This is a genomic window from Chthoniobacter flavus Ellin428, from assembly GCF_000173075.1.
Taxonomy (GTDB): domain Bacteria; phylum Verrucomicrobiota; class Verrucomicrobiia; order Chthoniobacterales; family Chthoniobacteraceae; genus Chthoniobacter; species Chthoniobacter flavus.
The window spans coordinates 22,994-49,383 of record NZ_ABVL01000005.1; the positions used below are offsets into that span (position 1 = coordinate 22,994).

Here is a 26,390-nt window from a genome sequence, read left to right on the forward strand (position 1 = left end):
GGTTTCCTTTGTGGCACATTTTTCGTAATCTCGCGTATTGCACGGATGTGGAGGAATCGTTAGACCGAAGCCTGCGGAATCGGTCCCCCAAAAACACATGCGTCTCCTGGAAGATGGTCAAGTCATTCGCGATACCTACGAGGTGGAACGCTTCCTCGGGGAAGGGGCGTTTGCGGAGGTTTACCGGGTGCACCACCGCTTCCTCGGACGACAGGCGATGAAGGTCTTCAAGCGCGGAGGGATGAGTCTCGAGGAGATCAACGAAACGTTGGGCGAAGCGATCCTGCTTTCGCGCATTGGGCACCCGAATATCGTGCGCGTATTCGATGCCAACGTGATCGAGCTGTCGCAGGGTATTTGCGGCTATTTCACGATGGAAAATGTCCCGGGCGGCAGTCTGGATAAATTCTGGCGTTCGCACGACAAACACCTGGTGCCGATCGAGACCACGCTGGACCTGGTAAAACAGGTCTGCCGCGGGATCGCGCTGGCGCATCGCGAGAATCCGCCCATCATTCACCGCGACATCAAGCCGCAGAATATCCTCGTCGGCTATGAGGCGGACGGACTGCGGGCTCGGGTCAGCGACTTCGGCCTGGCGAAAAAGGTGAACCCGCTGACCCTGCTGGCTACCGCGGCCGGCACCCTGGCGTTCAAGCCACCGGAGGTGTTTACGCAGCACAAGTCGGACTCGTGCGCTGCCGATGTCTGGGCGCTTGGCACCACGCTTTACCTTTTGCTGACGGATCGGCTGCCCTACGAAGTGCCCGCCGAGGCCACCTGGGGTGCGAAGGGGCTGTTCGAAGGACGCGTTCCCCCTCCGTCGGAGATGAATCCAGACGCCAATGCCGCGTTGGATTGCATTGTGATGAAGACTCTCGAAAAGCAACCGGAGAAACGTTACGCGAGTGCCCGGGAACTTTTGGAGGCCCTCGAAAACTGGCAGCCAGGTGTGTTGCCATCCCCGAGTGCCGTGCCATCCACCTCGCGGGAGGTGTCGAAGACCGTGCTCGGGCGGCATTCGCCCGCCAATGAACATGGCGCGGAGGAGTTGGTGAAGCTGGCCTTGCGGGCCCGGCAGTCGGGACGCCTCGCCGAGGCGGCGGACCTGATGGAGGAAGCTTTCAACAAGTCTCAGCCCCTGCGCGACAAGTATGCGCACCAGGTGAAGCTCTGGCGCTGCGGCATCAGCATGTGAGGTAAACGGGTGATGCGGCGATGTCAGACAACGATGCGGGTTGGGAAGCGAAAGGAGGTCGCGTGACGGTCGAGTGCCAATCGTTGCTGGCCCTGGCGACGCCGGAGATGTTCCAGGAAAATGCCTTTCGCATCACCGGCCTGCCGGTGGATGCGACGACCCGCGAGATCGCGCGTCATCTGGACAAGCTGAAGATGATGGAGGAACTCGGGCAGGGCGAGAGTGTGCACACCGCGGCCTTTGCGCTTTCACCCCCGCCGGGTGTCGATCAGATCCGCGATGCCATGCAGTGCTTGCGCGACCCGGAGCGGCGTATTCTCGATGAACTGTTTTGGTTCTGGCCCGCGACCTTCGGTGCCAGTGGAAAAGACCCGGCAATCCAGGCACTGGCCGGTGGGGATCGCAACACCGCTCTTGGTATCTGGCTGGACCGGGAAGAGGCAGCGGCGACCGACCTCGTCGCCACGCATAATCTGGCCGTCCTCTGGCAGTTGGTCGCGCTGGAGTGGGAGGACTACGCGGATCACGAGGAGATCGATGCGGAGCGGCGGAAAAAAATCGCGAATTACTGGCAGAGGTCTTTCGATCGCTGGGAACGGCTCGCGACGAATGATGTCTTTTGGGAAAGCATTGGCGGGCGGGCGAAGCAGCTTGATGAGAGTCGCCTGAGCACCGGCTTCGTTTACCGGGTCCGGTCCGCGCTACCCTCCGCGCTGGATAAAATCCATGCTGAGCTGGCGGTGCGCTACGCCGGGAAAAACCGCATGGAACTGGCGGGCGTCCACGCGCAATTCCTGCGCGCGAGAAAAGTCGATCCCGTGGAAAAAATGAAGACCGCGGAACTGGTGCTCGCGCCCACCACGGCACGAATCAAGCAGCAGATCGAGCGGGTGCGGCTCCCTCTGCCCAAGCCGGAGGAAGGCATCCGCATTTCGCAGGAATTGCTTGGACAGGTTCAGCGGACTTTCCCGCTCTACGATCTTCTTTTGGGAGAAGGGAGCGAGATGCGGAACGATCTCTCGGATGAAGTGGTCGAAGTGGTCAATCGCCAGATCGTGCAATACGAAAAGGCGACGCGGGATTTTGAGACGTGTGCCCAGATCGGCCGCCTGTTGCGTCCTCTCGCCGTTGCGTCGCATTGGGTCAAGTTGATCGATGAGAATATCGGCATCTGGGTTGGGCAACGGCTGCTCGAGACGATCCGTCCAATCTGTGAGACGACGGTCAGGTGCACCGGGGTCGCGAATGCGGCCGCGCAGATCGCACAACTCGATGCGACCGTCCGCAAAATCATGCTCGAGCCCATCTATCGCGAGGCGAGCATCGCGGCAGCACGGCAGGCTCAGGATGAAGTGGCGCTGACCATCGCGCGCTGTGCCGGGACCTACGGACGCCTGACTTTGTTCTGGGATGTCGCCGGCCGCTATTTGCAGGATAGCCTGAAGTGGGCCGAGAGTGCGGAGGTCAAGCAACAGGTCACCGACCTGATCGCAGACGCGCACAAAGAAGGCGGATATGTTTCGTGGGATGAGACCGGTCACTTCCACACCGGGCTTAAGCCGCGGGTGGATCGGTCTGGCGTTCATCGGGCGCTGTGACTTTGAGGCATACTTGAATTCGTACCTCACCACCCACTACCTCACCGTCCTGGGAATACCTCTCTTTCCTCTGTCCCGCTACCGGGTCATTCGCGAGGGAGTCTCCTACCGCATCCTGGCGAAGGGGCCGCTACGGACGGGGGAGAACATTTATTTGTGCGCCACGATTCTGGCCCTCCTGGTCGGACTCTTTGCCATGATGATGGGGAGCGGAACTCCTCCCCCACAAACGCCGTCGTTGTCGGAATTTTCCCATGTCAAGGGCACGCGTCCGGTGGTGAATTACGGGACTCCGGCCGTGCGTCGAAATACCCCGCCCCTGGGGGGCTGGAGACCGTCCACTCCCACTCCCTTCACGTCCCTTCCTGCCGGGACTTACCACGTGCCGAATTCCATGACCGTGGAATTCGATCGAGAGAAACAGGTGATCGACGCGGAAAAGGCGACGATGAAGAAAATGGAGGACACTTTGCGCGCCTTGGGTGACGAGGCAGATGCCGTTCGCCGAAACACGCAACGATATAGCGACGCCTTGAATCGTCTTGGAGCCCAGATCAACCTGACACGCGGCTCCTTGAACCACGCCGACGCCGCCAGTGTCGATGCTTTCAACCGTCAGGTTGACACCTACAATCAACTGGCCCAACAGCAGCGTTCCTTGAACAGCGTCGAGCGCGCGAAGGTGGATCAGTACAATCAGCAGCTCGCGGCATTCCGGGCGCAGGAGCAGCGGGTGAATCAATTGGTGGATGCCTACAACGCCAGGCTAAGGCAGAACAGTCGATGAACTTGGCGACGATGAACGGAAGTGACACCTGCAAACCGCTGCTCGCCATGGCACGGCCGGAGATGTTTCGGGAAAATGCTTTTCGCATCACCGGCCTGCCGGTGGATGCGACGACGCGGGAACTTTCCCGGCATGCCGACAAGCTCAAGATGTTGGAGGAACTGGGGCGGGGCGAGAGCGTGCACACTGCGGCATTCGCGCTATCTCCACCGCCGGGTGTTGACCAGATTCGCGACGCCATGGGATGCCTGCGCGACCCGGAGCGACGGGTTCTCGACGAGCTGTTTTGGTTCTGGCCCGAGACTTTCGGCCAGAGCAGGAACGACCCCGCGATCCAGGCCCTGGCTGGCGGCGACCGCGAGACAGCGCTGGAGATCTGGCTCTTGAAAGAGACCAATCCCACCACGGGAGTCACCGCCATGCACAATGTCGCTGTGCTCTGGCAATTGGTCGCTCTCGAGTGGGAGGAATACGCGGGCGAGCGGGAAATCGACGAACGCCAGCGTCAGGAAATCGAACGCTATTGGCGGGATTCCTATAAACGCTGGAACGTTCTCACGGCGGATGATCTCTTTTGGGAAAACCTCGGCGCGCGGGTGAAGCAGCTTGATGATCCGCGGTTGAACTCCGGCTTTGCCCAGCGCGTCCGGGCGACGCTTCCGCAGGCCCTCGACAAGATCAATGCCCAACTGGCGGTGCGCTATGCGGAAGGCGGCCGCATGGCTCTGGCCCGCGTGCACGTGGATTTGATGCGGGAGACGTGCGTCGACGCCGGCGAACTTGGGAGATCGGTCGAGCTCGTGCTGGCGCCGACCAGGGCGCGGTTGCAACAACAGCTCGCGCGGGCCAAAGAACAGGAAGGAAAAAATTCCGCGGGAGCCGGTCAGGTCGTGCGTGAATTGCTGGAACATGCCCAGAGGTCTTTCGCCCTTTACGATCTGTTTCATGGTGCGGAGAGCGCCGCGAAGAATGATCTCTCGGATGAAGTCGCGACCCTTTGTCTGCGCCTGCTCGTCGAGTATGAAAAGGCGACCACTCGCACGCAGGATTGCCTCGATCTGCTGAAATCGGTGCTGCCCCTGGCGAAGGCGAGAGAGTTGCACCAGCATGCGGCGAAGCTGATCGCCCAAGCTGAGGCGAAGCTGGAAGACCTCGAGGCGAATGCCCAGCTCCAGGCTCATCACACGGCGCTCCGCGAAATCCTCGAGAGCAAGGCTTCGCCCAAAGAGCGCCTGCATCGGCTCAAAAAAGAGATCGTTCCCGTGCTGGCGAAGTGGAACTACACGCAAAAGTTTGGCGCCTCGAAGGATCAGTTTTCCGAAAACGTGGCCCGCTGTTTCCTGGCGGTGATGGTCAGTGCCCATACGGAGCACGATTTCGACACCGCCTTGGAAGCTGTTGTCATTGCGGGGGAGTTCGCCAAAAATGAGCAGACCAGGCAGCGGATCGAGCGGGACAAGGAACAACTCGTCCGGGAGAAAGCCGCTGCACGACAAAATGATCTCTCACTGAAAATCCGCGGAGATATCATCGAGATCACCCGGGAGACATTTCGCTTCAACGGCAAAGCCATTCCGGCGACAGATATCAGCGGTATCCGCTTCGGCGTCCATCGGGAGAATGGCTCGAACAATACTTCCTACAAGGTGGGTGTGACCAGTTGGCACCGCGGGACGGTGAACATCGAGTGCCGGCGATTGCTGCGGAGCGAGTCGCAGGCGCAGACTGACTATCGGCTGCTGGTGACCGGACTTTGCAAGCAGATCGGGTCCGGGGTGGTGATGCGGTTGGTGGAAAAGCTTTTCCAAGGTTCGGAGATTTCCTTTGGAGATTGCCGGCTGAGCAGCAAAGGACTTGCCGCCACCACCGGCGTGCTCGTTTTCAAAAAACACCATCTCATCCCGTGGCCTGAAATCCGCGTGGAAAAGGACAACGAATCTTTGTTCCTGCGCTCTGCGCGGAACCCGAAGTTCGTCAAGAAATTTGCCCTGCGTCACGTTTGGAACGCGGTGTTTTTCCAGGAAATCGTCAACGCCGTGCTCACCCGCCTCACGATGCAAACCAGGCGCTGACCCTCCCCTAATTATGCCCGATGAATTCAACATACCCACGCCCCAGTGGCCCGACGAAGAGAAGTTTGTCGAGGCCATGGCGGCACAAATCAAAGCGCTGCGCCCTTCTGCGGAAAGCGGTGGCGAAACACGCAAGGTCGTTCCCGTCGAAGTGGTGAAAGCAATTGCGGACATCGCAAATCACCTGTGGAAGGCCCACACCAAGATGCTCGATACGTCTACCGGCGAAGTGCGCGAGGAGATGAAGCGGGTTTACCGGCACGTCGACGGCTCGCTCGAGAGCCTGACCGGCATCGGAGTGGAAGTGAAGGACCACACCGGCGATATCTTTGATTACGGCCTGCCGTTGAAGGTCATCACCACGCAGCCCACCCCTGGCCTCACGCGGGAGAAAGTCATCGAGACGATCAAACCCACGATCTATTGGCAGCGGCAGATCATTCAAATGGGGGAGGTCGTCATTGCCACCCCCGCATCCACCGAAACCCAAGCATGAGCAGAACCACCATCGACTTCGGCATCGACCTCGGCACGACCAACAGCGCCATCGCGGTGCTCAACGGCGTGAACGCGGAGATCATCAAGAACAACGACCAGCACGACATTACTCCCTCCGCGGTGAGCATCGATAAAAAGGGAACGTTGCGCGTCGGGCAGCGGGCCAAGAACCTGATTTCCGACTCTGCCAGGAGCGACGCCTACGTCGAATTCAAACGCCAGATGGGCAGCAATCACGAATACAAATTCGAGAGCAGTGGGCTGGCCCGGAAGCCGGAGGAGCTCTCCGCAGAGGTGCTGAAATCCCTGCGGGCCGATGTGCAACAGCGCACGGAGGAAGTCGTCGAAGCCGCGGTCATTACCGTGCCGGCGGCCTTTGAATTGCATCAGTGCGATGCGACCCGGAAGGCGGCGCAACTGGCTGGTTTCCGTGACAGCCCGCTGTTGCAGGAGCCGGTGGCGGCGGCGCTGGCCTATGGTTTTCAGGCGGACGAAGAGAAGGCCTACTGGCTCGTTTACGATTTCGGTGGAGGCACTTTCGATGCGGCGATCATCAAGGCCGAGGAAGGCACTATCCATGTGGTCAATCATGGCGGGGACAATTTCCTCGGCGGTTCCGATATCGACTGGGCGCTGGTCGAGGATTTGATCGTCCCGCGCTTGCTCGGTGAATTCAAACTGGAGGGTTTCCGGCGCGGTAACCCGCTGTGGCGGCAGGCCTTTGCCAAGTTGAAGCGCGCGGCGGAAGTGGCGAAGATTGAGCTGTCGCGCAACGAGCGCGCCACGCTGGAAAGTTGCAAGTTCACTGATGGTCGCGGAGAGGAAATCGAATTCGAGTGCGAACTGACCCGGGCGGAGCTGCTTCGAGTCGCCGAGCCGATCATCGTTCGCTCCGCGAAGATCTGTCAGCGCGTGCTCGAAGAAAAGAATCTCGGCCGCGATGCGGTGAAGAAAGTGATTCTCGTCGGCGGGCCCACCCTCGCGCCCTATTTCCGCGAACTTCTTGGACGCAGTCTCGGCATCCCTCTCGACCACAGCGTCGACCCTCTCACCGTGGTGGCGCGGGGCGCTGCGGTTTTTGCCGGGACCCAGCGGTTCAATGGCCGTGCCGCAGCTCCTGTGCCGGCCGGGGAATACTCGGTCGATCTGCGGCACAAGCCGGTGGGCATGGACAGTGCGCCGATGGTCGGTGGAAAAATCTCCGGCGCTTCGACGGAGGATTTCACCGGCTTTACTCTGGAGCTGGTCAACACGAAGACCCAGTGGCGCAGTGGCCGGATCCCTCTGCGTGCGGATGGTGTCTTCATCGCCACCCTCCATGCGGAACGCGGCGACCGAAATCAATTCGCCATTGAGTTCCTCGATCCGAGCGGTCGCCAGCAAAAGACCACCCCCGACACGCTGACTTATACGATTGGCGCGGTGGTGGAGGAGCAGCCGTTGATTCATACGATGGGGGTTTCTCTGGCGAATAATGAATACGACAAGCTGTTCGAGAAGGGTCGCGGCCTGCCGCTGAAGGAGAGGCGCGATTATCGGACGACCCACCCCATCCGGCAGGGGCAGCGTACGGATGTTTTCCGAATCCCGGTGGTCGAAGGCGAAGCGGACTGCGCCGACCGCAACCGCCTGGTCGGGTATCTCGAAATCACGGGAGAGCAAATCCGGCGTGATCTTCCGGCCAACAGTGAAGTGGAGGTCACGCTGAAAATCGACGAGTCGCGCATCGTGACCGTCACGGCTTACGTGCCGTTGTTGGATGAGGAGTTTGCCGTGAAGCTCGACATGCAGAAAAACGATCCCAAACCGGAGGACCTGCAGGCCGATTTCAATACCGAGATGCGGCGCTTTCACGAAGTGCGGGTGAAAGCCGAAGAGGCCAGGGATGAAGGAGGACTGGAAATGATTCGCGAGGTCGAGGCATCGCTTCTTTTGCGCGAAGTCCGGGAAGGGGTTGCGGCCGCGAAGGGGGATCCCGGGGCTGCGGCGAAATGTCAGCAGCGTCTGCTGCAGTTGAAACTCAAGCTCGATGAAGTCGCCGATGTCCTCGAGTGGCCGGCGCAGGTCGTGGAAGCCCGTAAGCTGCTCGGTGAGTTGAACGCGGTGGTCAAGCAGAGCGGCTCACCCGCCCAGCGCGACGAAGCGGCCCTGTTGGTCGAGGAAACGGAAGGGATCATCGCCGGCAAACGTCAGATGGATCGGCTGCGTAAGAAAGTGGAGCGAGTCCGCCAACTCCATTGGGCGATCGTTTCGGCACAGCCCGCTTTCTGGATTCATCAATTTCACTGGATTGAAATGCAACGGGCGCGGGCGACGGACCAGGCTCGTGCTACTCGCCTGCTGGAGCAGGGGCGCGATTGTATCGCGAAAAACAACACGGCGGGATTAAAGAACGTCGTGTGGCAGTTCTGGGATTTGCTGCCGCGCGAGGTCGTCGCCGCCGCCCAGCGCGGGTACCAATCCGGATTGGTCCGGTGACGCCGGGAGGCCTTATGGAAACGCCCGAAAAAGCCAGCCAGCAGTTCCGCGAAACGGTACAGACGTGCTTCGCGCAGATGCGTGTCGCCCGGGCCGCGGAACTGGCCAGGTCCCGCCGCTATCGTGAGGCCGAAGACCTTTTGACAGGACATGAAGGAAACCCCTCGGATCCCCGGGAGCTCGATCTGCTCGCGCGGATCGCGGCTCAGCAGCGGCAATATCCCCGCGCCCGTCATCTCTGGGAAGTAGCGCTGCAACGGCTCCCCGGTCAGGCGGAATACGAGCGGGCCATCGTGCGCACCCGACGCGCGGAACGGCTCCAGACGATCGGGCGCATCGTCGCACTTCTTGTGGTCGTAGCGCTCGTGGTGGCCGGATTCAATCCATGGATCCGGTCCCGTGTGGGTGAGATTCGCGCGCAGATCAAGATTCTGGGTGGTCAGCGACCACCAGCCCCTGCGCCATGAAGGTGCGCCATTCCGAAAGCCTCATCCTCATCTGGCAATTGGCAAGGCTGGAAGCCGGGCGGCTTCGTGCCGCAACCATCGAACCGAATCACTTGCTCCTCGCGTTGTGCAAATCGGTCGACCTGGATCTGCTGGTTCTCGTATCGAAGGATGCTCCGAATCGCGACGAAGTGCTCGAGGAATTGCTGCGTGAAGTCCGCCGTCTGCGGACGATCTTTAAAACCGTGGGGCTCGATGCCCGCAGTTTTCGCCATGCCCTGCGCAGTCGGAGTGGCAGTGGTGATTGGAACGAGGCGGTCGAACCGACCTCCAGTTTGCATCGGAGTCCAGCGGCCAAACAGGTCTTTGCCGAGGCCGGCCATCTTGCGGAGCTCTCCGGCCTGACGGTATTCCCGGTGCAATTGCTTTGTGCTTTGCTGGCGAACGAAGATCGGTTGCGGGATGGCCTGCTGCGCGAACTTGGCGTTGAACCGGAGCGCCTGCGCCAGGCGGTCCAGCGCGAAATCCTGCCCGCTGGTAAGCGATTGCCACCGGGTCAAAATTGAACGGTCGAACGTTGAGATGAGGCGGCCATTGGGCCCGGTCTTGTTGTCGGTAGACCGCGAAGACGAATGGTCGTCGCCGCTCAGACATCCGGTGGCTCACGCCGTGGCGGCCAATGCCCGAGCCCTGTTCGACGGGACGTGGCGCGGCTCGCTCGAAGCCCGGCCCAAGGACTGGGAAGCGCCGGGCTGCCATTCGACGCACGCTCCCGCTGGAATGCCATACATCACGGTGTGCAAGGCCACGGCCTTTTGGATTTCGGCCAACCGGGTCGCGATCACTCTGGCCTGCAACTCGTTGCTTTTGGCTTCCTCGCGCAGACGGGCGGATTCGGCGACGAGTCGAGCCACCTCTTCGCGCAATTCTTCGGAGTGGAGTTCGTGTGCGTTCACATCGGGGGATCGAGAAGGAGCCGGGCTTCGGACGCCTCACCGGCCGGCAAATCGCCCCCCCGAGGGCGCGTTCAGGGTCGCTTTCGCTGGAATCTGAATGCGCGCTCCCGGCGCCCGTTTACACCGTGAATTGCCCGATCATCCGATCGAGCGTCGTGACCAGCCCGCCGAGGGCGTCGCGGTATTTATTTTCCGGGACGATCTGCAGGCGGCCTTCGGCTTCGCGCAACATCTTGCGGCCGGTGGCGATGGCGCTCTTCACGGCGCCGGCGGCGATGGCTTTCTCGGCCAGGGCGAGGATGTCGGCTTCGTCGCCGTTGAGGATGATCTCGCTCAGGCGATGGCGTTCGGCTTCGTCGGAAATTTGGAGGAGATGCAGGATGGGCAGGGTGAGCTTGCCCTTGCGCAGGTCGCTGCCTAGGGTCTTGCCGGCCTTGGCTTCGTCGCCGGCCAGGTCGAGGACATCATCGTAAATTTGGTAAGCCGTGCCGAGCTGCAGGCCGAAAATGCGCAGGGCATCGATGACTTCCGGGGCGGCCTCATTGATCAGCGCGCCGAGTTCGCAAGCCGCAGCAAAGAGGGCCGCGGTCTTCATCTCGATGATCTTGTAGTAATCCGGCACGCTGAGCTTCAAGTCGAAGCGGCGCTGGGTCTGGATGATCTCCCCCGAGCACACCTCGCTGGCCGCGTGGGCGATTCGACGGCTGATCTCGCCATTGGGAAAGCTGGTGGAAAGCTTCAGGGCGTGGGCGAAGAGGCAGTCGCCGAGCAGGACGGAGATGGCGTTGCCCCATTTGGCGTTGGCCGTGGGCTGGCCGCGGCGCTTGTCGGCGCCATCGAGGATGTCGTCGTGGACCAGGGTGGCGGCATGGATGAGCTCGAGGATGACCGCGAGGTCTAAATGGCTGGGGCAGATATTGCCGGTCGCGCCGCCAGCCAGGAGGGCGAGGGCGGGGCGGAGGCGTTTGCCGTGGCTTTCGACGGCGTAAGCTACGTAGCCTTCCACGGCGGGGTCAAAGGCCCGGGCCTGCTGGCGGATGCGTTCTTCTACAGAGTAAAGCTGGGCATTGATGAGCTCGAAGGGGACCTTCAGGGCCTGAGTTTTATCCATCGTTTCCGGTGTGTTTTCGAGCTTTGTGAAATTTTTCACAAGGTTAACGGTAAGGTTGTCGCCTTTCTAAGTCAATACGGGTGCAAAAACCGCCTCGGATGACAGAAAAATTGCCCGGGCGCAATAATTTCTCGCTGGTTCATTTGCGCCCTGCCCAATGCTGCATATGTTCGCTGTGGGTGTTTGTGTTGTTGGGTTGGAACCGCGCAGCTTTTTGGGTGGCTGCGCGGTTCACTTTGTACGGATAGGGGCTAAAAAAACGCTCTTGGAGACCGTGCGCGCCTGCCCTACCGTCCCACCCCTCGCATGAAAATCCAACGCGCACTGATTTCCGTCTCCGACAAGACCGGGCTGGTCGATTTCGCCCGGGCCATCGCCGAAATGGGCATCGAAATCATCTCCACCGGCGGCACCGCCAAGCTGCTTCAGAAGGAGGGCATTCCCACCACGGAAATCTCCGCCTACACCGGCTTCCCGGAAATGATGGATGGGCGGGTGAAGACCCTGCACCCGAAGGTCCACGGGGGCCTGCTCCATTTGCGAGACAACCCCGAGCACGTGGCCCAGTGCGAGGCGCACGGGATCAAGCCCATCGACCTCGTAGTGGTGAACCTTTACCCCTTTGAAGAGACCATCGCCAAGCCCGATGTGACCCTCGATGAAGCGATCGAGAATATCGACATTGGCGGCCCTTCCATGCTCCGCAGCGCGGCGAAGAATTACCGCTCGGTGACGGTCATCACCGACCCCAACGACTACAACGACGTCCTCGACGTGATGCGCCGGAACGACGGCGAAACCACCCTGCAGCTTCGCGAACGGCTGGCCATCAAGGTCTTCGTCACCACTTCCCGCTACGACGGGGCCATTTCCGATTTTCTCAACAAGGAAAAGGAATGCGCCAGCAGCTTCAGCCTCAGCCTGCCCCTCGTCGCCCAGCTTCGCTACGGCGAGAACCCGCACCAGACCGCGGCGCTCTACGGGCATTTTGACGAGCAATTCGAGAAGCTCCACGGTAAGGAACTCTCCTATAACAACATCCTCGATATCACCGCCGCGTCGGAACTCATCGAGGAGTTCGAGGAACCGACGGTCGCCATCTTGAAGCACACGAATCCGTGTGGCGTGGGCAGCGACGCCGACCTGCGCGAGGCTTGGGACAAGGCCTTCGCCACCGACAAGCAGGCGCCCTTTGGCGGCATCATCATTTGCAACCGTCCGCTCACCGAACCGCTGGCCCGGGCGATCAGCGAGATCTTCAGCGAAGTGATCATCGCGCCCGACTTCGAGCCCGATGCCCGCGCGCTGCTGCAGAAGAAAAAGAACCTGCGCCTCATGCGCAAACGCGTGCGCCCCGCGCCGAAGAACCCGGACGAGGACAACCTCATCCGCTCCGTGGCCGGTGGCGTGCTCGTGCAGAGCCGCGACGTCGAGCCGGAGATCGATCTCATGGAAAAAGCGGTCACCGAGCGCAAGCCGACCAAGGCCGATCTCGCCGCCATGCTCTTCGCCTGGCGCGTGGTGAAGCACGTGAAATCCAACGCCATCGTCTACGCTGCCAAGGACCGCACTTTGGGCATCGGCGCCGGCCAGATGTCCCGCGTGGACGCCAGCCGCATCGCCATCTGGAAAGCCGCCGACGCGGGGCTTTCGCTGAAGGGTTGCGCGGTGGGCAGCGACGCCTTCTTCCCGTTTCCGGACGGCCTCATCGCCGCCGCCGAAGCCGGCGCCACCAGCGCCATCCAGCCCGGCGGCTCGGTGAAAGACGCCGAAGTCATCGCCGCCGCGAATGAGCGGAAGATGACGATGATTTGCACCGGCGTTCGCCATTTCAAGCATTAGGAGCATTAGGAGCATTAGGAGCAGTTGAGAGTTGAGGGTTGATAGTTGAGAGCCACACATCGACTTTTCCGCCTCTCAGCTGTGCCGCATCTCTTGTTTCTCCAATTTCGGAGCCGCGCTTTGGATCAAGAACGGCGCGGCTCTCAACTATCAACCCTCAACTATCAACTCTCTTCATGAAGCTGGGCGTCAACATCGACCACGTCGCCACCCTGCGGCAGGCCCGCTACGCTTTCTCGCTCGACGCGCATAAAGTCGAGCCCGACCTCCTTGCCGCGGCTTCGGCCTGCGAGCGGGTGGGGGCGCATGGCATTACCATTCACCTGCGAGCGGATCGGCGGCATATCCAGGATCGCGACGTCGTGCGCTTGCGCGCGAGCATCAATACCAAGCTGAATCTCGAGATGGGCAACACGCCGGAGATCCTCGACGTCGCCCTGCGAGTCCTGCCCGAGGAGGTGTGCCTCGTTCCCGAGAACCGCGCGGAGGTCACCACCGAGGGCGGCCTCGACGCCGCCGGGCAGATCAAATTCCTCACTCCCACGGTCGACCGTCTGCAGAAAGCCGGCATTCGCGTGAGCCTTTTCATCGAGCCCGATCCGGCGCAACTCCAGGCTGCCCGCCAGCTCGGCGCGGAGATGGTGGAACTGCACACCGGCGCCTTTGCCAACGCCACCGGCGAGGCCCGCCACCGCGAAGTCGAACGCCTCATCACCGCCGCGGAACAGGCGCATCAGCTCGGCATTCAAGTCAACGCCGGCCACGGTATCAATTACCAGAATATCGCCCTGATCCGCACCATCCCGCACCTCGCGGAATTGAACATCGGCCACAGCATCATCAGCCGCGCGATCTTCGTCGGCCTGGAGCGAGCGACCGCCGAAATGCTGGCGGCGATGGGCGGGAAGTAGAAGACCCATGACCATCATCGGCACCGGCGTGGACATTGTGGAAACCGCCCGCATCGCCTCCAGCCTCGAGCGGCATGGCGATCGTTTTCTCGACCGCGTTTTCCTCGAAGGCGAACGCGCCTATTGCGGGAAAATGGCCAGCCCCTCGCAATGCTACGCTGCCCGTTTCGCGGCGAAGGAAGCGGTGTCCAAGGCCTTCGGCACCGGCATCGGCGCCATGCTCGGCTGGCTCGACATCGAGGTGCGCCGCAAAGCCAGCGGTGAACCCTTCGTCGTCCTCCACGGCGAAGGCGCCAAAACGGCCACCCGTCTCGGCATCACCGAAATCCGTCTCAGCTTGAGCCACAGCGAGCACTACGCCGTCGCGCACGCGCTGGCGATGGGATTTAACGGAGGGATGCGCTCCTGCGCGCTCCCACTTCTTTGAGAAACAAGCTGAAGAAGTGGGAGCGCGCAGGAGCGCATCCCTCCGATTTTGCGCCAACCGGCGTTGGCGAAAACCCTCCTTCAATCTTCCCGCAGATTTCTCTGGCGTCCCCACGAACCTCGCCTATTCTCCAAATCCGCTTTCCGCCCAATGCGCGCTTAGCTCAGCGGTAGAGCACATCCTTCACACGGATGGGGTCGCAGGTTCGAACCCTGCAGCGCGCACCATTTTTGCTTTCGCGACTTTCCGCGACAGGGGATGCCGATTCGCGTCCGAGGTACCCGCGTAGTAGGCAGTTTGTGTTTTGGCAACTTCTTTTGATGCCAGCATGGAACGGTGCCGCACGCTGATCGCTCCCTCGTTCGTGTAGGCACCTCGACGCAACCAGCCTGAGAAGGTATCGACTTTCAGACCTTTCCCGGTTCACATCCACCCCATGGCGAAGCATACGAAACGCGGAGCAAATGGAGCAGAGTTTTTGAAGTGGTTTCGGCCATTGCTCGATTGCCTCCGCGAATTGGGTGCCGCAAGGCCGCGAGAAGCCGCGGATTGGATCGCTAAGACGGAAGAAGTCCCATTGGCGGTGCAGGAAGAAATAATGGCTTCCGGAGCGGAACGATTCCTAAATCAAGTCCAGTGGGCGCGACAGTATCTCGTTTTTGAAGGGCTCCTTGACGGTAGCAAGCGAGGGATTTGGTCTCTGACCCCTCGCGGGATGCAAACTCATCTCACGGACGATGATGCCAAAGCCATTTTTGCAAAATGGGTAAAGGTCCACTCGGCAGCGCGTGCCAAAACAGTCGAGAAGGAAGACGAGAAGAACATTGACCTAAGCAAGGATGACTCAGCCGTGGTTCCGGAAGATGAGGTGAAGGAGGCTGAATTATTGACCATCCTCCGCGAGCTGCCGCCCAAGGGATTTGAGCAATTTTGTCGGCACCTCCTCCTCGCTTATGATTTCGAAAACGTGACGGTAACCAAACAAACTCGAGACGGCGGAATCGACGGCGAAGGTCGGTTGAAGACGAACCCGTTTGTCAGTTCCGTAGTCGTATTTCAATGCAAGCGTTACCGCAACTCAGTCTCGAGTGAGGAAGTGACCCGCTTGCGAGGGTCTGCCGGCGGGCGGGCGGACAAGGCCTTGTTGATCACCACCGGGACTTTTAGTGGACCGGCGAAAGAAGAGGCAGTCCGGGTGAGCCCTCATATCGAATTGATCGACGGGGAGCAACTCGTAGCCATGTGCGAAGCGAAGAATCTTGGCCTCAAACCGCGAACAGTCTTCGACATCGATTACGAATTCCTGGCCGCATTTCAGAAATGAGTGAGAAGTCATGAATGCACTGCTCACGTACTTTGCTGGCATCGCCACAACGATCGCGGGCGCCTATCTCGTTCACTTCCTTACGCATCGTAGATGGTGGAAGGAATATCGCCTGCGAAAGCTCGAAGAGCTTTACCTCGCCTTACAAAGTCACGAAATCGCAATCTCGGAATACTACACCCGATCCGCTGCATATCTTATCCGTCCGGAAGATGCAGAGGGCCTTGAAGAACAAGAGGAGACCCTTCGCACAGACTACCTGAAGGCCTTGCAAGAAGATGAAAAGAAGGCTGCGGTCATCCCGATGATTGTTAACATATACTTCCGGGATTTGTCCCCTGCATGGCAAAACGTGGAAGCGGCCAAGGAAAAGTTGAGGGTCGAGAATAGAAAAGCGGTGTTGATAGACGATCGCAAGCGAGAGGCGCTTGGCAGAACTCAAAGAGAGGCAATTTCGAAGGCTGTCGCGCTCGCGATCTTGAGAGAGCACATCCCAGAACTCGCGGCCTTTACAAAAGAGATGTTCGCGAAAATCATTCGAATCGCCGACGAGGTTAAAGAGAATTCTCTATGGCTTTCCGAAAATGGCTAGGGTGGGAACATCGCCCAATCACACGTTGCTGTGCTTCCGGTTTCAGCAAGCTCTAAGACTCGTATCCATTGCCAGTGCGCTCCGGTAAAGAGCGTGAGCGCCCCGCCACCGCGACGGTCCATGCCTTTCGAAGCGAACCAGCGCCGAGCAAAACGGCGCACCTTGAGGAACCCCTCGCGAGAAATCTCGACTTCCAAGACTTCCGAGCGAGGAAGGTTCTTGCGCCCAACGACGCCCCAGAATCTCCCCACCCTCTCCCAGCTTTCCGGCAAAGCGAATTCCTTGCCCATGTATTTCTTCCCGCAATATCGCATCACCCCATTGCGGGATTGGATTGCCTTGACCTGCACGCCCGCGAGCAGGTGGTCTGCAAATTCGTAGTTCTCCACGTTGTTCCGCACCCAGGAATGGAAAAGCGCCGCGCCGCGCTTTCCTTTTTCCGTAGGGTAATTCTTCGGCAGGCTGCACTCAGAAACGATTTCCGCCCAGCGCACCGCGACCACCTGCCAGGGGAGAAAGCAAATCCCGTAAACAAGCAAATGGAATTGGGGCGCCCCGCGCTTCTGCGGCTCTAACTTCCAGATGAAACTGGCCGCGGGATATTCGCGCAGGAGCCACTTGCCCAGCGTGTCCAAATTCGATTTCCACGAAAGCGGATCATGATTCCATTCATCGGGGTACGTGCCCATGTAGAGCTTGCTCCAATTTCGCATGACGACATTGCTCGAGGTGCTCCCTGAAGAAGAATTCAGTTTTGATTCAGGGACTTTTCGGCGGAATGCGCTATCAGTGTCGCCGGTCGCCGCAGCCGACGCGCGGAAACCTCAAAAGCTGCCCGATGTTTCCAATCGCTTAATTTGTCCGCGCCAAAATCTCTTCTCTCGGAAAATCGTCCTCCGGATCAAGGAGCGGACGTGTCCTCGACTTTCGCTCCCAGGCTCCGAGGGCGGTGGGGGGACTTCTGGAGTGATAGTGACCCCCGCGGAGGAAAAACGAGCCGGCCCGCGGTGGAAAAGTGGCTCCTGGTTTTTCTGTTTTTGTTCCTGCTCGCGATCAAGGTCGCCTATGCGCTGAACTTCCGGATCGAATCCGACGAACTGCAGCACCTGCACGTCGTCTGGGGCTGGGTGACGGGGCGGTTGCCCTATCGCGACATCTTCGACAATCACGGTCCGCTCTTTCATCTGCTTTGCGCGCCGATCTTCAGCCTGTTTGGCGAAAGAGCGGACATCGTCATCCCCATGCGCTTTGCGATGTTTCCGCTGTGGCTGTGGTCGCTCTGGAGCGTGTATGCCATCGGCAAGTCCCTTTACTCCCCGCGGATCGCGGCGTGGGCGGTCCTCCTGGCCGCGTTCTTTCCGGAATTCCTTTTCACTTCGACGGAGTTCAGGACGGACGATCTGTGGATGGCGCTTTGGCTTTCGGTCCTCTCCATCCTGATCGGCGCGAAATTGACCCGAGCGAGGGCGTTCGTGGCTGGCCTGCTTTTAGGGGCCGCTTTCACCGTCACGGTCAAGACGGGACTCATGCTCGGAGCCGTGACCGTGGCCGGGGTGTGGATCTGGATTTGGAAATGGAAAAGGCAGGAAACAATCGATTGGAAACCCCAGTTTGGGTTCATGGTCGCCGGTGGTCTCGGCCTGGCCATTCTGCCCTTGGCGTTTGCCCTCTTTTTCTGGTCCCGCGGCGCTTTCGACGCCTTCGTTTACTGCAACATCACCCACAACCTCGTCCCGCATACCCAGAATTGGAATCAATTCGACGGGCACTTGCTTTGGCTGCCATTGGCGATCGTGGCCGCGGTGATCGGCTTGTTCCGATCGGCCTCTTTGCAAGAAGCGGTCTGGGTGCGGCGGATTTTCCTCGCGCTGGTGACGTTGTTTTATTTCGCGGCCCTCAAGACCCTCTTTCCGACTCTCACGCGGCAGGACGATCTGCCCTATCTGCCTTTGCTGGCCATCTTCGCGTCGGCCGCGATCCACTATGGGACGCGGCCGCAAGCCATGCGATTCATGCCGAAAATGGGAACGGTCTGCGCGTTGCTGGTCGTCGTCGTCGCCAATATCGGTCTCGCGTTTCGCATGTCTCCGCCGCTGCAAAATAAAAACCGCGAGGAGATCGCCATGATCGCGGATACGCTGCGGGTGACCAAGCGGAGCGACCTGGTCATGGATGCGATCGGAGAAACCATCTTTCGCGATCGCCCTTTCTATTATGCCATCGAGGCGTTTACCAAGGCGCGGTTCGCCGTGGGCTCGATTCCCAATCGTATTGCCGAACGCCTCGTGGAGACGGGCACTGCCGTGGTGAGACCGCGAGGATTGCCCGAATCGACCAAGCGATTCATCGACCAAAACTATGTCGGTCTCGGAGCGGATCTTTGCGTTTTGGGTAAAATTATCCCGGTCAGAAATGGGAACGGCCGCGATCCCATTCACTTTACCTCCGTCATCCCGGGGCGCTTTGTCGTGATCAGCAAACAAGGCAAACTTCTGAGCGGAAAGGTGGATGGAGTCGTTTTTAACGGCAGTTGCGCTCTTTCCATCGGCGAACATGCTCTTTTTCTGGATAACGGGATGACAGATCGCATGGCGATCTTTTGGGAGAATGCCTTCCTGCGGGGTTTTCTGCCCTTCAAGCGTCCTTGAGGCCGTGAGGGATGGACCTGGCATGGGCCAGCGAACCGCGCTTGTCCAGTTGCGCTGCCCGCTTCCCGCTCTAGTTTTCAGCCGCCCTTTTATGAAAGCTCTGGTTCTCGCGCCTGTCCTCTTTGCCTTTGTTCTTGGTTCGCTCGCCGTGGCGGAGGATGCCCGGCCTCAAGGCCAGATTCCGCATTCCGCCTTGCTCAAGACCGAGGGCGCTCGGGAGTTGCACGATGTTCCGTATGTCACCGGAGGTCACGAGCGCCAGAAGCTGGATCTTTACCTCCCGGCGAAGAACGGCTCACTGCATCCGGTCCTGGCCTGGATTCATGGCGGCGCGTGGGAAGCGGGGAACAAGGATTTCTGCCCGGCGAAAGTGTTGCTGGCTAAAAACTATGCCGTGGTGAGCATCGGCTATCGGCTCAGCCAGCACGCGATTTTTCCGGCGCAAATCGAGGACTGCAAGGCGGCCATTCGCTGGTTGCGGGCGCATGCGGCGGAATATGATATCGACCCGAATCGGATTGGCGTTTGGGGTGAATCGGCCGGCGGACATCTCGCCGCGATGCTGGGGACGACGGGCAAGATGCGGGATTTCGATGTGGGTGAAAACCTGGATCAATCGAGCGCGGTGGAATGCGTGATCGATTGGTACGGGCCGTCGGATTTCGCGCACTATGGCAATCGCCCGCCGAACATGGATCCCAAGAACGCTTACGCCCGGCTCATTGGCGGGTTGCCCACGGAGCATCTGGACCAGGTCAAGCGCTCCAGCCCCATCTCCTATGTGCAAGCGGATGCGGCGCCGTTTCTAATTATGCAGGGAGACAAGGACCCCATCGTCCCCGCGCAGCAGAGCGAGGAACTGGATGCGGCTCTGCACAAGGTGGGCGTCGAAAGCACGCTGCGCATCGTCTCCGGAGCGGGGCACGGTGGCCCGGCTTTCGTTTCGCCGGCCAACATCGAGGCTATGTCGAGTTTCCTCGATCATCATCTTCTGCAGTCGCAGAGCGGCGCCGGCCAATGAGGTTGCGCCACCGCTCGTGGGATGGGACGCCCGCTACTGTTTGACGTATCGCCCGAGGAATACTCCGAACAGGAAGGCGGCGGCCAGGGCATTGCCGGCGATCTCTTGAAAAAGCGATCCCTCCCCGTTTTCGCGAGAGCGGGTGTGGAACTGCGAATGGTGCGGGTGCGACCGGAGGTAACGCGTCGCCGCTTCGGCTCCCATTTCACCAGCCGTGTAAGCGTGAATGGCCGAGCGCGGGTCGGATTCGTCGGCAATGAGTTCGGCGGATTGGTTCATAGAACAGCGAAGTGGAGAGTTAAACCGCAGCCATAGATAAGATTCGGCGCAGGGCGGAGGGGCGCGCTTATGGAGCCCGTGGTAAGCGGGCCTAATGTTGGAGCGGTTCTCGAAGGGAATTTTTCGAATTCCGCCAAGCGCTCTTCGGGAATTCACTTTGAGAGACGTTCGATCAAACCCGGCGGCGGCACTTCTGCGATTCTCAAGTATGCCCGGAAAATCTTCCTCGTCGCCGAATATGCTGACGCTCTTCAAACGGACGGCCAGCGCATGGTCGGATGCGAACGCCCTGCGCTTGAGTGCCGCTCTTGCCTACTATTCGATTTTTTCCGTCGCCCCGTTGCTGGTCCTGGCGGTAGGCGTGGCGGGTTGGTTTTTTGGGACGAAAGCCATGACCGGACAATTGCAAGACGATCTCCGGGAGCTGATGGGTGGGCGGGCAGCGGACTTCATCCAAAGCATGGTGCAGAGCGCCAGCCAGCCTTCGACCAGCTTTTGGGCCACGAGTATAGGGTTGGTCACTTTGCTGATCGGCGCATCGGGGGTTTTTGGTCAGCTCAAGGATGCGTTGAACTCGATCTGGAGCGTGAAAGTGAAGAGCGGAGGGTGGAAAGTGTACGTGCGCCAGGAGTTGCTTTCTTTCGGCATGGTCGTGGTGATTGGCTTCCTCCTGCTGGTTTCGTTTATCCTCACCACGCTGCTCAATGCGTTCAGCCGCTGGGTCGAGGCGATCCTGCGTCTGCCGAGTTGGATCTGGGGCGGAGCCGGAGTGTTGCTTTCGCTGGTCGTCGTCACGCTCCTCTTCGCGCTCATCTTCAAGGTCCTGCCGGATGTGAAGATCCATTGGCGCGACGTGTGGGCCGGCGCGGCTTTCACCGCGGTGCTCTTCGAGGCCGGCAAGTTCGGACTGGCGTACTATCTGGGGAGAGCCAGCACGACCTCCAGCTTTGGAGCGTCCGGTTCGGTCGTGCTGATTTTACTGTGGGTCTATTATGCCTCCTGTATCGTCCTTTTCGGCGCGGAGTTTACCAAGGAGTACGCTTTGGCTCGGGGCGAGAAGTTGCAGACGACGAAATTCGCCACGCCGGTGCCCACCGAAATTAGCCAGGCCGTTTCTCCTGTGCATGAAACGTACGCCGGCCCCCAGCCGGCGCAGGAATCGCTGGGCGCGATCTTTCCTGCTAGTGCGGAGCCTTCATCCTCAGAATCCGCAGCCTCGCGTGAATTGCCGAAATACCTTCGCGAGCATATGGCGGCCTCCATCCTGGGCGGGCTAGGTTGCGGTCTGGCGGTGGGCGTGGCGGAACGGGTCTACACCAGCAGGGCAGGTGGCAGCCCGGAGAAAAATATTCGCATCGCGTCGCGGATGTTCGGCGCGGCGGCGTTGGTCTTGATCGCTCGCTATGGTTCGAAGGTGGTCGGACGCATCAAAGGCGCACTGCACCTGGCATTGTAGCCGCCCCGCTCCGCCGGGGCGTGGGCGCACGGCTCGATGGGTCTGTGCCGAACGGCGGCAGCTTCTGCTCCCGCGGAATGTGATACCGAAAAAGCCGGGCGCCATTCGGCTTTTCCGGCAGGAGAAATCATGCGATGGAAGGAGAACGTTTTACCCCGACACCTCGTAGCTATGAAAAAAGGCAAGCTCTCCCCGAAACAAGTCGCCGCCTATCATCGGGACGGCTTCATCATCGCGCGCAAGTTTTTCGATCGCGAAGAAATCAATCTCCTGCGCGGTGCTGCCCACGCGGATCGGGTGCTGGATGAGCATTCTTTCAGCCGCGATGATGGGACCGGAGCAAAGGTGCGATTGTCGCTGTGGAATCATCCGGGAGACGGGATCTACGGCATGTTTGCGCGGTGCCACAAGCTGGTGGATTCCGTGGAGCAAGTGCTCGACGACGAAGCGTATCACTATCATTCGAAGATGATCATGAAGGACGCCAAGGTCGGCGGCGCGTGGGCGTGGCACCAGGATTACGGTTACTGGTATCAGAATGGCGTGCTGACGCCGAACCTGTGCAGTGTGTCGATCGCAGTGGACGCGGCGACGAAGGAGAACGGCTGCCTGCAGGTGCTCAAGGGCACGCACCAGATGGGGCGCATCGATCACGTTCTGTCGGGAGATCAAGCCGGTGCGGACATGGAGCGGGTGCGCGAGGCGATGAAACGCTACGAATTGGTCTATTGCGTGATGCAGCCGGGCGATGCGCTGTTTTTCCACTCAAACCTGCTGCATGCCTCGGCGCGCAACGATTCCGACAAGCCGCGCTGGTCGATGATTTGTTGCTATAACGCGAAGGCTAACAACCCGTACAAAGAAGCGCATCACCCGTGCTATACGCCACTGAAGAAGGTGGCTGACGCGATGATCAAGAAAGCCGGCGCACGCCGATTTGCGGAAGATCAATCCAATGTCGCCTGGCTCCAGGTGAAAAAGGACCAAAGTGCGCGCACGTTGAAAAAGAAGGTCGCGGCCTAATCGGCGCACCCGGCTCCAGCCGCGCAACATTCGCGAATTTCGCTACAGCGGCCGCCTTGAATCTCATGCCGGGCACTCACGTCTAAAAAGACGATGAGAACGAGACTGGCATCACCGGCCCACGGGTTATCCCGGAGCACAGGCGCGCCCGGGTTCGGCGACGCGATTCATCCAAAGGAGGCGATATGAAAATTACCGCTCATGTTGATGAAAAGATTGTGGGGAATGTGCTGGAGTTCGAACTGCATGGCACACTCACCCGCGAAGATTACGACCGGCTGACGCCGCACATCGACCGGATCATCGGCCGTTATGGCAAGATCCGTGTGCTGGTGATCATGCACGAGTTCCACGGTTGGGATGCGGGCGCTTTTTGGGAGGCCATCAAGTGGAATTCGAAACACTTTCGCCATCTCGAACGCCTGGCGGTGGTGGGTGACAAATCGATTGAGGTTCGCGATGTTTCCGGCGCCTTTGACATGAGCTATCGCCGCACGTTGCATTGGCAGCGCTGGCTGACCAATTTCTATCGGCCCTTCACCGAGGCGGAGGTGGGATACTTCCCCATGGATGAGCTCGATGAAGCTCGCGAGTGGCTGTATGAGGCCCTCACCGTCGACAAGGACGCAAACATCCCGGCTCAAACGCCGTAGCGGCGGCACAAGGTCTCCTCCGCTCCGCAAGGAAGCGGGAACGGCGATCAGTCCGCCGCTGCGGACAAGCGCGGGCCTTCGCCTCTCGAGGCGGGCGAGGTGAAGCGGGGCTCGTGAAGCTTACTTCCCGTCCCACCCACGGGATTTGACGCTCGAGGGATTAATCAGCGACCGTCTCGGGGTGTGACCCGACATTGTCATCGGTCTCTAGAGAGCGGCATTTTTTCCGGGCGTTTCCGTGGGGCCGCTTCACAGCCATGCGTTCTCGTCTCTTCGATTGGGACTTAAAAGAAACCAATCATTTTCAACAATGAAGACACCTATTATTGCATGCATTTTTGTAGCCCTCGCAGGGGCATCCGCCAGCGCCGCAGAGCTTTCGGTTTTCCGCGTTTGCCAGGATCAGCGCGTGATTCGCACTTCCGATGGTGCGGAGGCGGGACACGTGGAATACATCGTCGTGGATCCATCGAGCCGGGAGGTCGTTTCGACGGTCATCACGGGTGGCGTCGTCGGCGAACGGTTCGTGTCGATTCCTTACGAGTCGCTGCGGTTTAGTGGCGGCCACGATATCACGCTGACCGAGATCACCCGCGAGCGGTTGGTGAGCGCGCCGGTGATCGAGCGCACGCAGATTAGCGCCGCGGTCATCGATCCGGGCATCATCGAACGTGACCGCACTCATTTCCATGCGCGCGTGGAAGGAACCACCGAGCGCAACGCAACCGAGCGCAACGCAACCGAACGCGGAGCGGCAACGAGTGGCCGGGCGAACGAGAAGGGCCCGAATGCCGAGACGCCGAACAACAAGAACAATCCGCGGGCGGAGAGCGGGGCGGCGAATAACGCCGACGCGGAGGTTCGCCGACAGCAGCAGGAACGAGCGAGCGGCCGGACGAATGAGAATCGGCCTAATGCGGCGGCGGAAGCGAATCAGGAACGCAACCGCGCCAATGCGACAACGCCGTCGAATCGGGAGCGTCCGAATGCGACGAATGCGGAGACGCCGGCGGCGAAGGCGAAGAAGGGCAACGCGGCTCGTCCGGAAAACAATGCTGCGACTCCCGAACCGAATGCGGCCACGAAACCGACGCGGGACGCGAACGATCGCTCCAAGCAACAACAGACCGAACGCAACGCGGAGAACGCCCGGGCGCAGGAGAACGAGCCGAATAATACGACGAGCCCGAAGGGCGAACGCAAGGGGGCCGCGGACCGCAATGCGAATGAGGAAACCACCAAAGGACGCAAACCGGCGGAGGAAAACGCGACGCCGTCCTCCAAGCGCCCGCCAGAGAAGACGCCTGCGTCCGGTGAAGAGAAGCGCCGGGAAGAGCAACGTCCGCAACTCTGAACGTAACTGCGAACGATCCATCCGTGATTGCGAACGATCCATCTGCCCGGCCCTCCAAAGAGGTGCAAACCGCCTCTTTGGAGGCGCCGACGGTGTCGGCGCCGCCGATCCGCTCGCGCTCCGAGGTCCGTGCCTACGGGCATTATGTGATCGCGCAGCATCCGGATGGCTCGCCGTGGCTGCTGGGCCGGGGTGGCATGGGCATGACCTTCAAGGCGATGGACATGAATTTGCGTTGTCCGGTCGCCTTGAAGATCATCAGCCCGAGTTGTTTCGATGGGGAACGCAGTGAGCACCGGTTTTTGCGGGAGGCGCGACTGGCGGCGCAGATCCGGCATCCGAATGTGGCGGCCATCCATCACCTCGATTCGCAGGAGGGGGAATTTTACTACGCGATGGAGTATGTGGATGGGATCTCCGCGGATGCGTGGGTGCGCCGGCGTGGACCAATGTCGGTCGAGCTGGCGCTGGATATCGTCATGCAAATCGCGCGCGCTCTGACTGCCGCGGACCGGCTCAAGGTGGTGCACCGGGACATCAAGCCGGGGAACATCATGATCCTGCCGGATCCGGCGAATGGGAACCGCGTGATTGCGAAGTTGATCGACTTCGGCCTGGCACGCTCCTTTGCAGCGGAGGCCTCGCCGACGGCGACGACGTGTGGATTTACGGGCACGCCGCAATTCGCGAGTCCGGAGCAGACGGAGAACCTGGAGCTGGATGTGCGTTCGGATATCTATTCGCTGGGAAGCACGCTGTGGTACTTCGTGGTCGGCGAGGCGCCGTTCGTCGGCACACCGGCGCGGATCATCGCGCAATTGCTGACCAGCGAACCGCCTTGGAATCGGGTCAAACATCTTCCAAAGGGTGTCGTGCGCCTCTTGCGCACCATGCTCGCCAAATCGCCGATGAATCGTCCGCAGACGCCGGTCGCCCTGCACGACCAGATCGAGGCTTGCCGGGAGCAGCTTAGCCGTCGCGGCCCCCGGGCGACAGCGGCGAAGAGTGGGACGTTAGTGCCTTTTGAGTGGTACAATCTGCGTTCGTTCGCGCTGGCGGGATTGCTGGGGGTCGTGCTGCTTTGGCTGGCGCTGTCGCCGCGGGCGCATCTGGATGAAAAAGCGCCGCAAATTATAGGGCGGGCGGAAGCTGCTGCGGTGCCGTCGGTGCCGGCCACGGTTGCGCAAAACGTAGCGAAACCCGGCCACGCGGCAGCGGGCGCTTTGTCAAAACCGTCGAGTGAGCAGGGTGCCCCGCCAGTGGATTTTGAATCGGTTCCGGACTTGTCTCCTGTGGCCGTCGACCTCGCGAATTTTGATCATCAATCCGAGACGTCTCCGATAGCGCAGCCGGAACCGGATTCTGCGGCGGCGGCGGATCTGCAAAGCCCGGAAAGTGTCGCGCTGACGGTGGCCGGTCTGGAATCGGAATCGCAAGCTAACACTCCGGTCCCGGCCATCAAGGTGCCCGACCAGGAATCGCGCGTGAGCGACCGGCGCCGTGGCACCAGACAGCAGCGCCGCTCTTCTTCTTTTTCGCCGTGGCAATCCCTCGACCGGGTGCGGAGTGGTGTTGCGGGGCTGGTGCGGCAGATCTTTTAGCCGGCCTAATACGATTTCGGGCGCGGTCGACGAAAGTCGAAGATCGACCGGTTTAGTGGGGCGGCTTTCCAACCGACGCCGGGGCGAGCAGCGATTTCCCTATGCGGGGAATGTG

Annotated in this window: 24 protein-coding genes and 1 tRNA gene; 21 read left to right on the top strand and 4 right to left on the bottom strand. The window is 60.3% G+C overall.

The window, feature by feature from the left end:
• Window positions 1–97: 97 nt before the first annotated feature.
• The 8 genes from CFE428DRAFT_RS09860 to CFE428DRAFT_RS09895 are packed head-to-tail and all read left to right on the top strand — an operon-like array spanning window position 98 to window position 9,643.
• Window positions 98–1,198: a serine/threonine-protein kinase gene (locus CFE428DRAFT_RS09860; protein WP_006979376.1), complete on the top strand. Its 1,101-nt coding sequence runs from the start codon at window positions 98–100 to the stop codon at window positions 1,196–1,198.
• Between the two features lie 20 nt (window positions 1,199–1,218).
• Window positions 1,219–2,796, top strand: coding sequence for a hypothetical protein (locus tag CFE428DRAFT_RS09865; protein ID WP_006979377.1), 1,578 nt, complete (start codon window positions 1,219–1,221; stop codon window positions 2,794–2,796).
• Window positions 2,797–2,809: 13 nt separating this feature from the next.
• Window positions 2,810–3,583: a hypothetical protein gene (locus CFE428DRAFT_RS37160; RefSeq protein WP_006979378.1), complete on the top strand. Its 774-nt coding sequence runs from the start codon at window positions 2,810–2,812 to the stop codon at window positions 3,581–3,583.
• 11 nt (window positions 3,584–3,594) lie between these two features.
• Entirely contained in the window at window positions 3,595–5,655 is a 2,061-nt protein-coding gene (locus tag CFE428DRAFT_RS09875; protein ID WP_131989237.1) for a hypothetical protein, read from the top strand.
• 13 nt (window positions 5,656–5,668) lie between these two features.
• Window positions 5,669–6,151, top strand: coding sequence for a hypothetical protein (locus CFE428DRAFT_RS09880; protein WP_006979380.1), 483 nt, complete (start codon window positions 5,669–5,671; stop codon window positions 6,149–6,151).
• Window positions 6,148–8,631 (top strand): Hsp70 family protein, encoded by a 2,484-nt coding sequence (locus CFE428DRAFT_RS09885; RefSeq protein WP_006979381.1) that lies wholly within the window; start codon window positions 6,148–6,150, stop codon window positions 8,629–8,631. Before CFE428DRAFT_RS09880 ends, CFE428DRAFT_RS09885 begins: the two co-directional genes overlap by 4 nt.
• A 14-nt stretch (window positions 8,632–8,645) precedes the next feature.
• Window positions 8,646–9,098 carry a tetratricopeptide repeat protein gene (locus CFE428DRAFT_RS09890; protein WP_006979382.1) on the top strand — a complete coding sequence of 151 codons (453 nt, stop codon included), beginning with the start codon at window positions 8,646–8,648 and terminating at the stop codon, window positions 9,096–9,098.
• Window positions 9,095–9,643, top strand: a complete 549-nt coding sequence (locus CFE428DRAFT_RS09895; protein ID WP_006979383.1) for a Clp protease N-terminal domain-containing protein — start codon at window positions 9,095–9,097, stop codon at window positions 9,641–9,643. The genes CFE428DRAFT_RS09890 and CFE428DRAFT_RS09895 overlap by 4 nt, the downstream gene beginning before the upstream one ends.
• 96 nt (window positions 9,644–9,739) lie before the next feature.
• Here CFE428DRAFT_RS09895 and CFE428DRAFT_RS09900 read toward each other — a convergent pair whose 3' ends face one another.
• Window positions 9,740–10,033, bottom strand: a complete 294-nt coding sequence (locus tag CFE428DRAFT_RS09900; protein WP_006979384.1) for a hypothetical protein — start codon at window positions 10,031–10,033, stop codon at window positions 9,740–9,742.
• A 118-nt stretch (window positions 10,034–10,151) separates the two neighbouring features.
• On the bottom strand, window positions 10,152–11,183 hold the full coding sequence (locus tag CFE428DRAFT_RS09905; RefSeq protein ID WP_202797404.1) for a polyprenyl synthetase family protein: 1,032 nt from the start codon (window positions 11,181–11,183) through the stop codon (window positions 10,152–10,154).
• Window positions 11,184–11,450: 267 nt separating this feature from the next.
• On the opposite strand from CFE428DRAFT_RS09905, the gene purH reads away from it, so the two are divergent.
• The 6 genes from purH to CFE428DRAFT_RS09935 all read left to right on the top strand — a co-directional run bounded on the left by purH (window position 11,451) and on the right by CFE428DRAFT_RS09935 (window position 16,240).
• Complete coding sequence (purH, locus tag CFE428DRAFT_RS09910; RefSeq protein ID WP_006979386.1) at window positions 11,451–12,986, top strand: bifunctional phosphoribosylaminoimidazolecarboxamide formyltransferase/IMP cyclohydrolase; 1,536 nt, start codon at window positions 11,451–11,453, stop codon at window positions 12,984–12,986.
• Window positions 12,987–13,162: 176 nt separating this feature from the next.
• Complete coding sequence (locus CFE428DRAFT_RS09915) at window positions 13,163–13,897, top strand: pyridoxine 5'-phosphate synthase (protein ID WP_006979387.1); 735 nt, start codon at window positions 13,163–13,165, stop codon at window positions 13,895–13,897.
• Window positions 13,898–13,904: 7 nt separating this feature from the next.
• A complete protein-coding gene (gene acpS, locus CFE428DRAFT_RS09920) occupies window positions 13,905–14,324 on the top strand; it encodes a holo-ACP synthase (RefSeq protein WP_006979388.1) in 420 nt (139 codons plus the stop codon).
• A 152-nt stretch (window positions 14,325–14,476) separates the two neighbouring features.
• Window positions 14,477–14,551: transfer RNA gene (locus CFE428DRAFT_RS09925), tRNA-Val, on the top strand.
• A 209-nt stretch (window positions 14,552–14,760) separates the two neighbouring features.
• Window positions 14,761–15,648, top strand: a complete 888-nt coding sequence (locus CFE428DRAFT_RS09930; RefSeq protein ID WP_042724748.1) for a restriction endonuclease — start codon at window positions 14,761–14,763, stop codon at window positions 15,646–15,648.
• A gap of 10 nt (window positions 15,649–15,658) precedes the next feature.
• Complete coding sequence (locus CFE428DRAFT_RS09935) at window positions 15,659–16,240, top strand: hypothetical protein (RefSeq protein ID WP_006979390.1); 582 nt, start codon at window positions 15,659–15,661, stop codon at window positions 16,238–16,240.
• Here the strand turns inward: CFE428DRAFT_RS09935 and CFE428DRAFT_RS09940 are convergent.
• Window positions 16,237–16,953 (bottom strand): rolling circle replication-associated protein, encoded by a 717-nt coding sequence (locus tag CFE428DRAFT_RS09940; protein WP_006979391.1) that lies wholly within the window; start codon window positions 16,951–16,953, stop codon window positions 16,237–16,239. The genes CFE428DRAFT_RS09935 and CFE428DRAFT_RS09940 overlap by 4 nt on opposite strands.
• 294 nt (window positions 16,954–17,247) lie before the next feature.
• On the opposite strand from CFE428DRAFT_RS09940, the gene CFE428DRAFT_RS09945 reads away from it, so the two are divergent.
• Both CFE428DRAFT_RS09945 and CFE428DRAFT_RS09950 read left to right on the top strand, forming a co-directional pair.
• Complete coding sequence (locus CFE428DRAFT_RS09945; RefSeq protein ID WP_006979392.1) at window positions 17,248–18,888, top strand: ArnT family glycosyltransferase; 1,641 nt, start codon at window positions 17,248–17,250, stop codon at window positions 18,886–18,888.
• Between the two features lie 91 nt (window positions 18,889–18,979).
• Window positions 18,980–19,909, top strand: coding sequence for an alpha/beta hydrolase (locus CFE428DRAFT_RS09950; RefSeq protein WP_006979393.1), 930 nt, complete (start codon window positions 18,980–18,982; stop codon window positions 19,907–19,909).
• A gap of 33 nt (window positions 19,910–19,942) precedes the next feature.
• Here CFE428DRAFT_RS09950 and CFE428DRAFT_RS09955 read toward each other — a convergent pair whose 3' ends face one another.
• Window positions 19,943–20,188 carry a hypothetical protein gene (locus CFE428DRAFT_RS09955; RefSeq protein WP_006979394.1) on the bottom strand — a complete coding sequence of 82 codons (246 nt, stop codon included), beginning with the start codon at window positions 20,186–20,188 and terminating at the stop codon, window positions 19,943–19,945.
• Window positions 20,189–20,396: 208 nt separating this feature from the next.
• Between CFE428DRAFT_RS09955 and CFE428DRAFT_RS09960 the strand changes: the two genes are divergently transcribed.
• The 5 genes from CFE428DRAFT_RS09960 (at window position 20,397) to CFE428DRAFT_RS33355 (ending at window position 26,275) form a co-directional block, all read left to right on the top strand.
• Entirely contained in the window at window positions 20,397–21,644 is a 1,248-nt protein-coding gene (locus CFE428DRAFT_RS09960) for a YihY/virulence factor BrkB family protein (RefSeq protein ID WP_049975602.1), read from the top strand.
• Between the two features lie 171 nt (window positions 21,645–21,815).
• Window positions 21,816–22,667: a phytanoyl-CoA dioxygenase family protein gene (locus tag CFE428DRAFT_RS09965; protein WP_006979396.1), complete on the top strand. Its 852-nt coding sequence runs from the start codon at window positions 21,816–21,818 to the stop codon at window positions 22,665–22,667.
• 185 nt (window positions 22,668–22,852) lie between these two features.
• The gene (locus tag CFE428DRAFT_RS09970) at window positions 22,853–23,320 is read left to right on the top strand and encodes a SpoIIAA family protein (RefSeq protein WP_006979397.1); all 468 of its coding nucleotides are present in this window, start codon (window positions 22,853–22,855) and stop codon (window positions 23,318–23,320) included.
• A 409-nt stretch (window positions 23,321–23,729) separates the two neighbouring features.
• The gene (locus tag CFE428DRAFT_RS09975; RefSeq protein ID WP_042724750.1) at window positions 23,730–24,674 is read left to right on the top strand and encodes a PRC-barrel domain-containing protein; all 945 of its coding nucleotides are present in this window, start codon (window positions 23,730–23,732) and stop codon (window positions 24,672–24,674) included.
• A 62-nt stretch (window positions 24,675–24,736) separates the two neighbouring features.
• A complete protein-coding gene (locus CFE428DRAFT_RS33355) occupies window positions 24,737–26,275 on the top strand; it encodes a serine/threonine-protein kinase (RefSeq protein WP_049975603.1) in 1,539 nt (512 codons plus the stop codon).
• Window positions 26,276–26,390 lie beyond the last annotated feature (115 nt).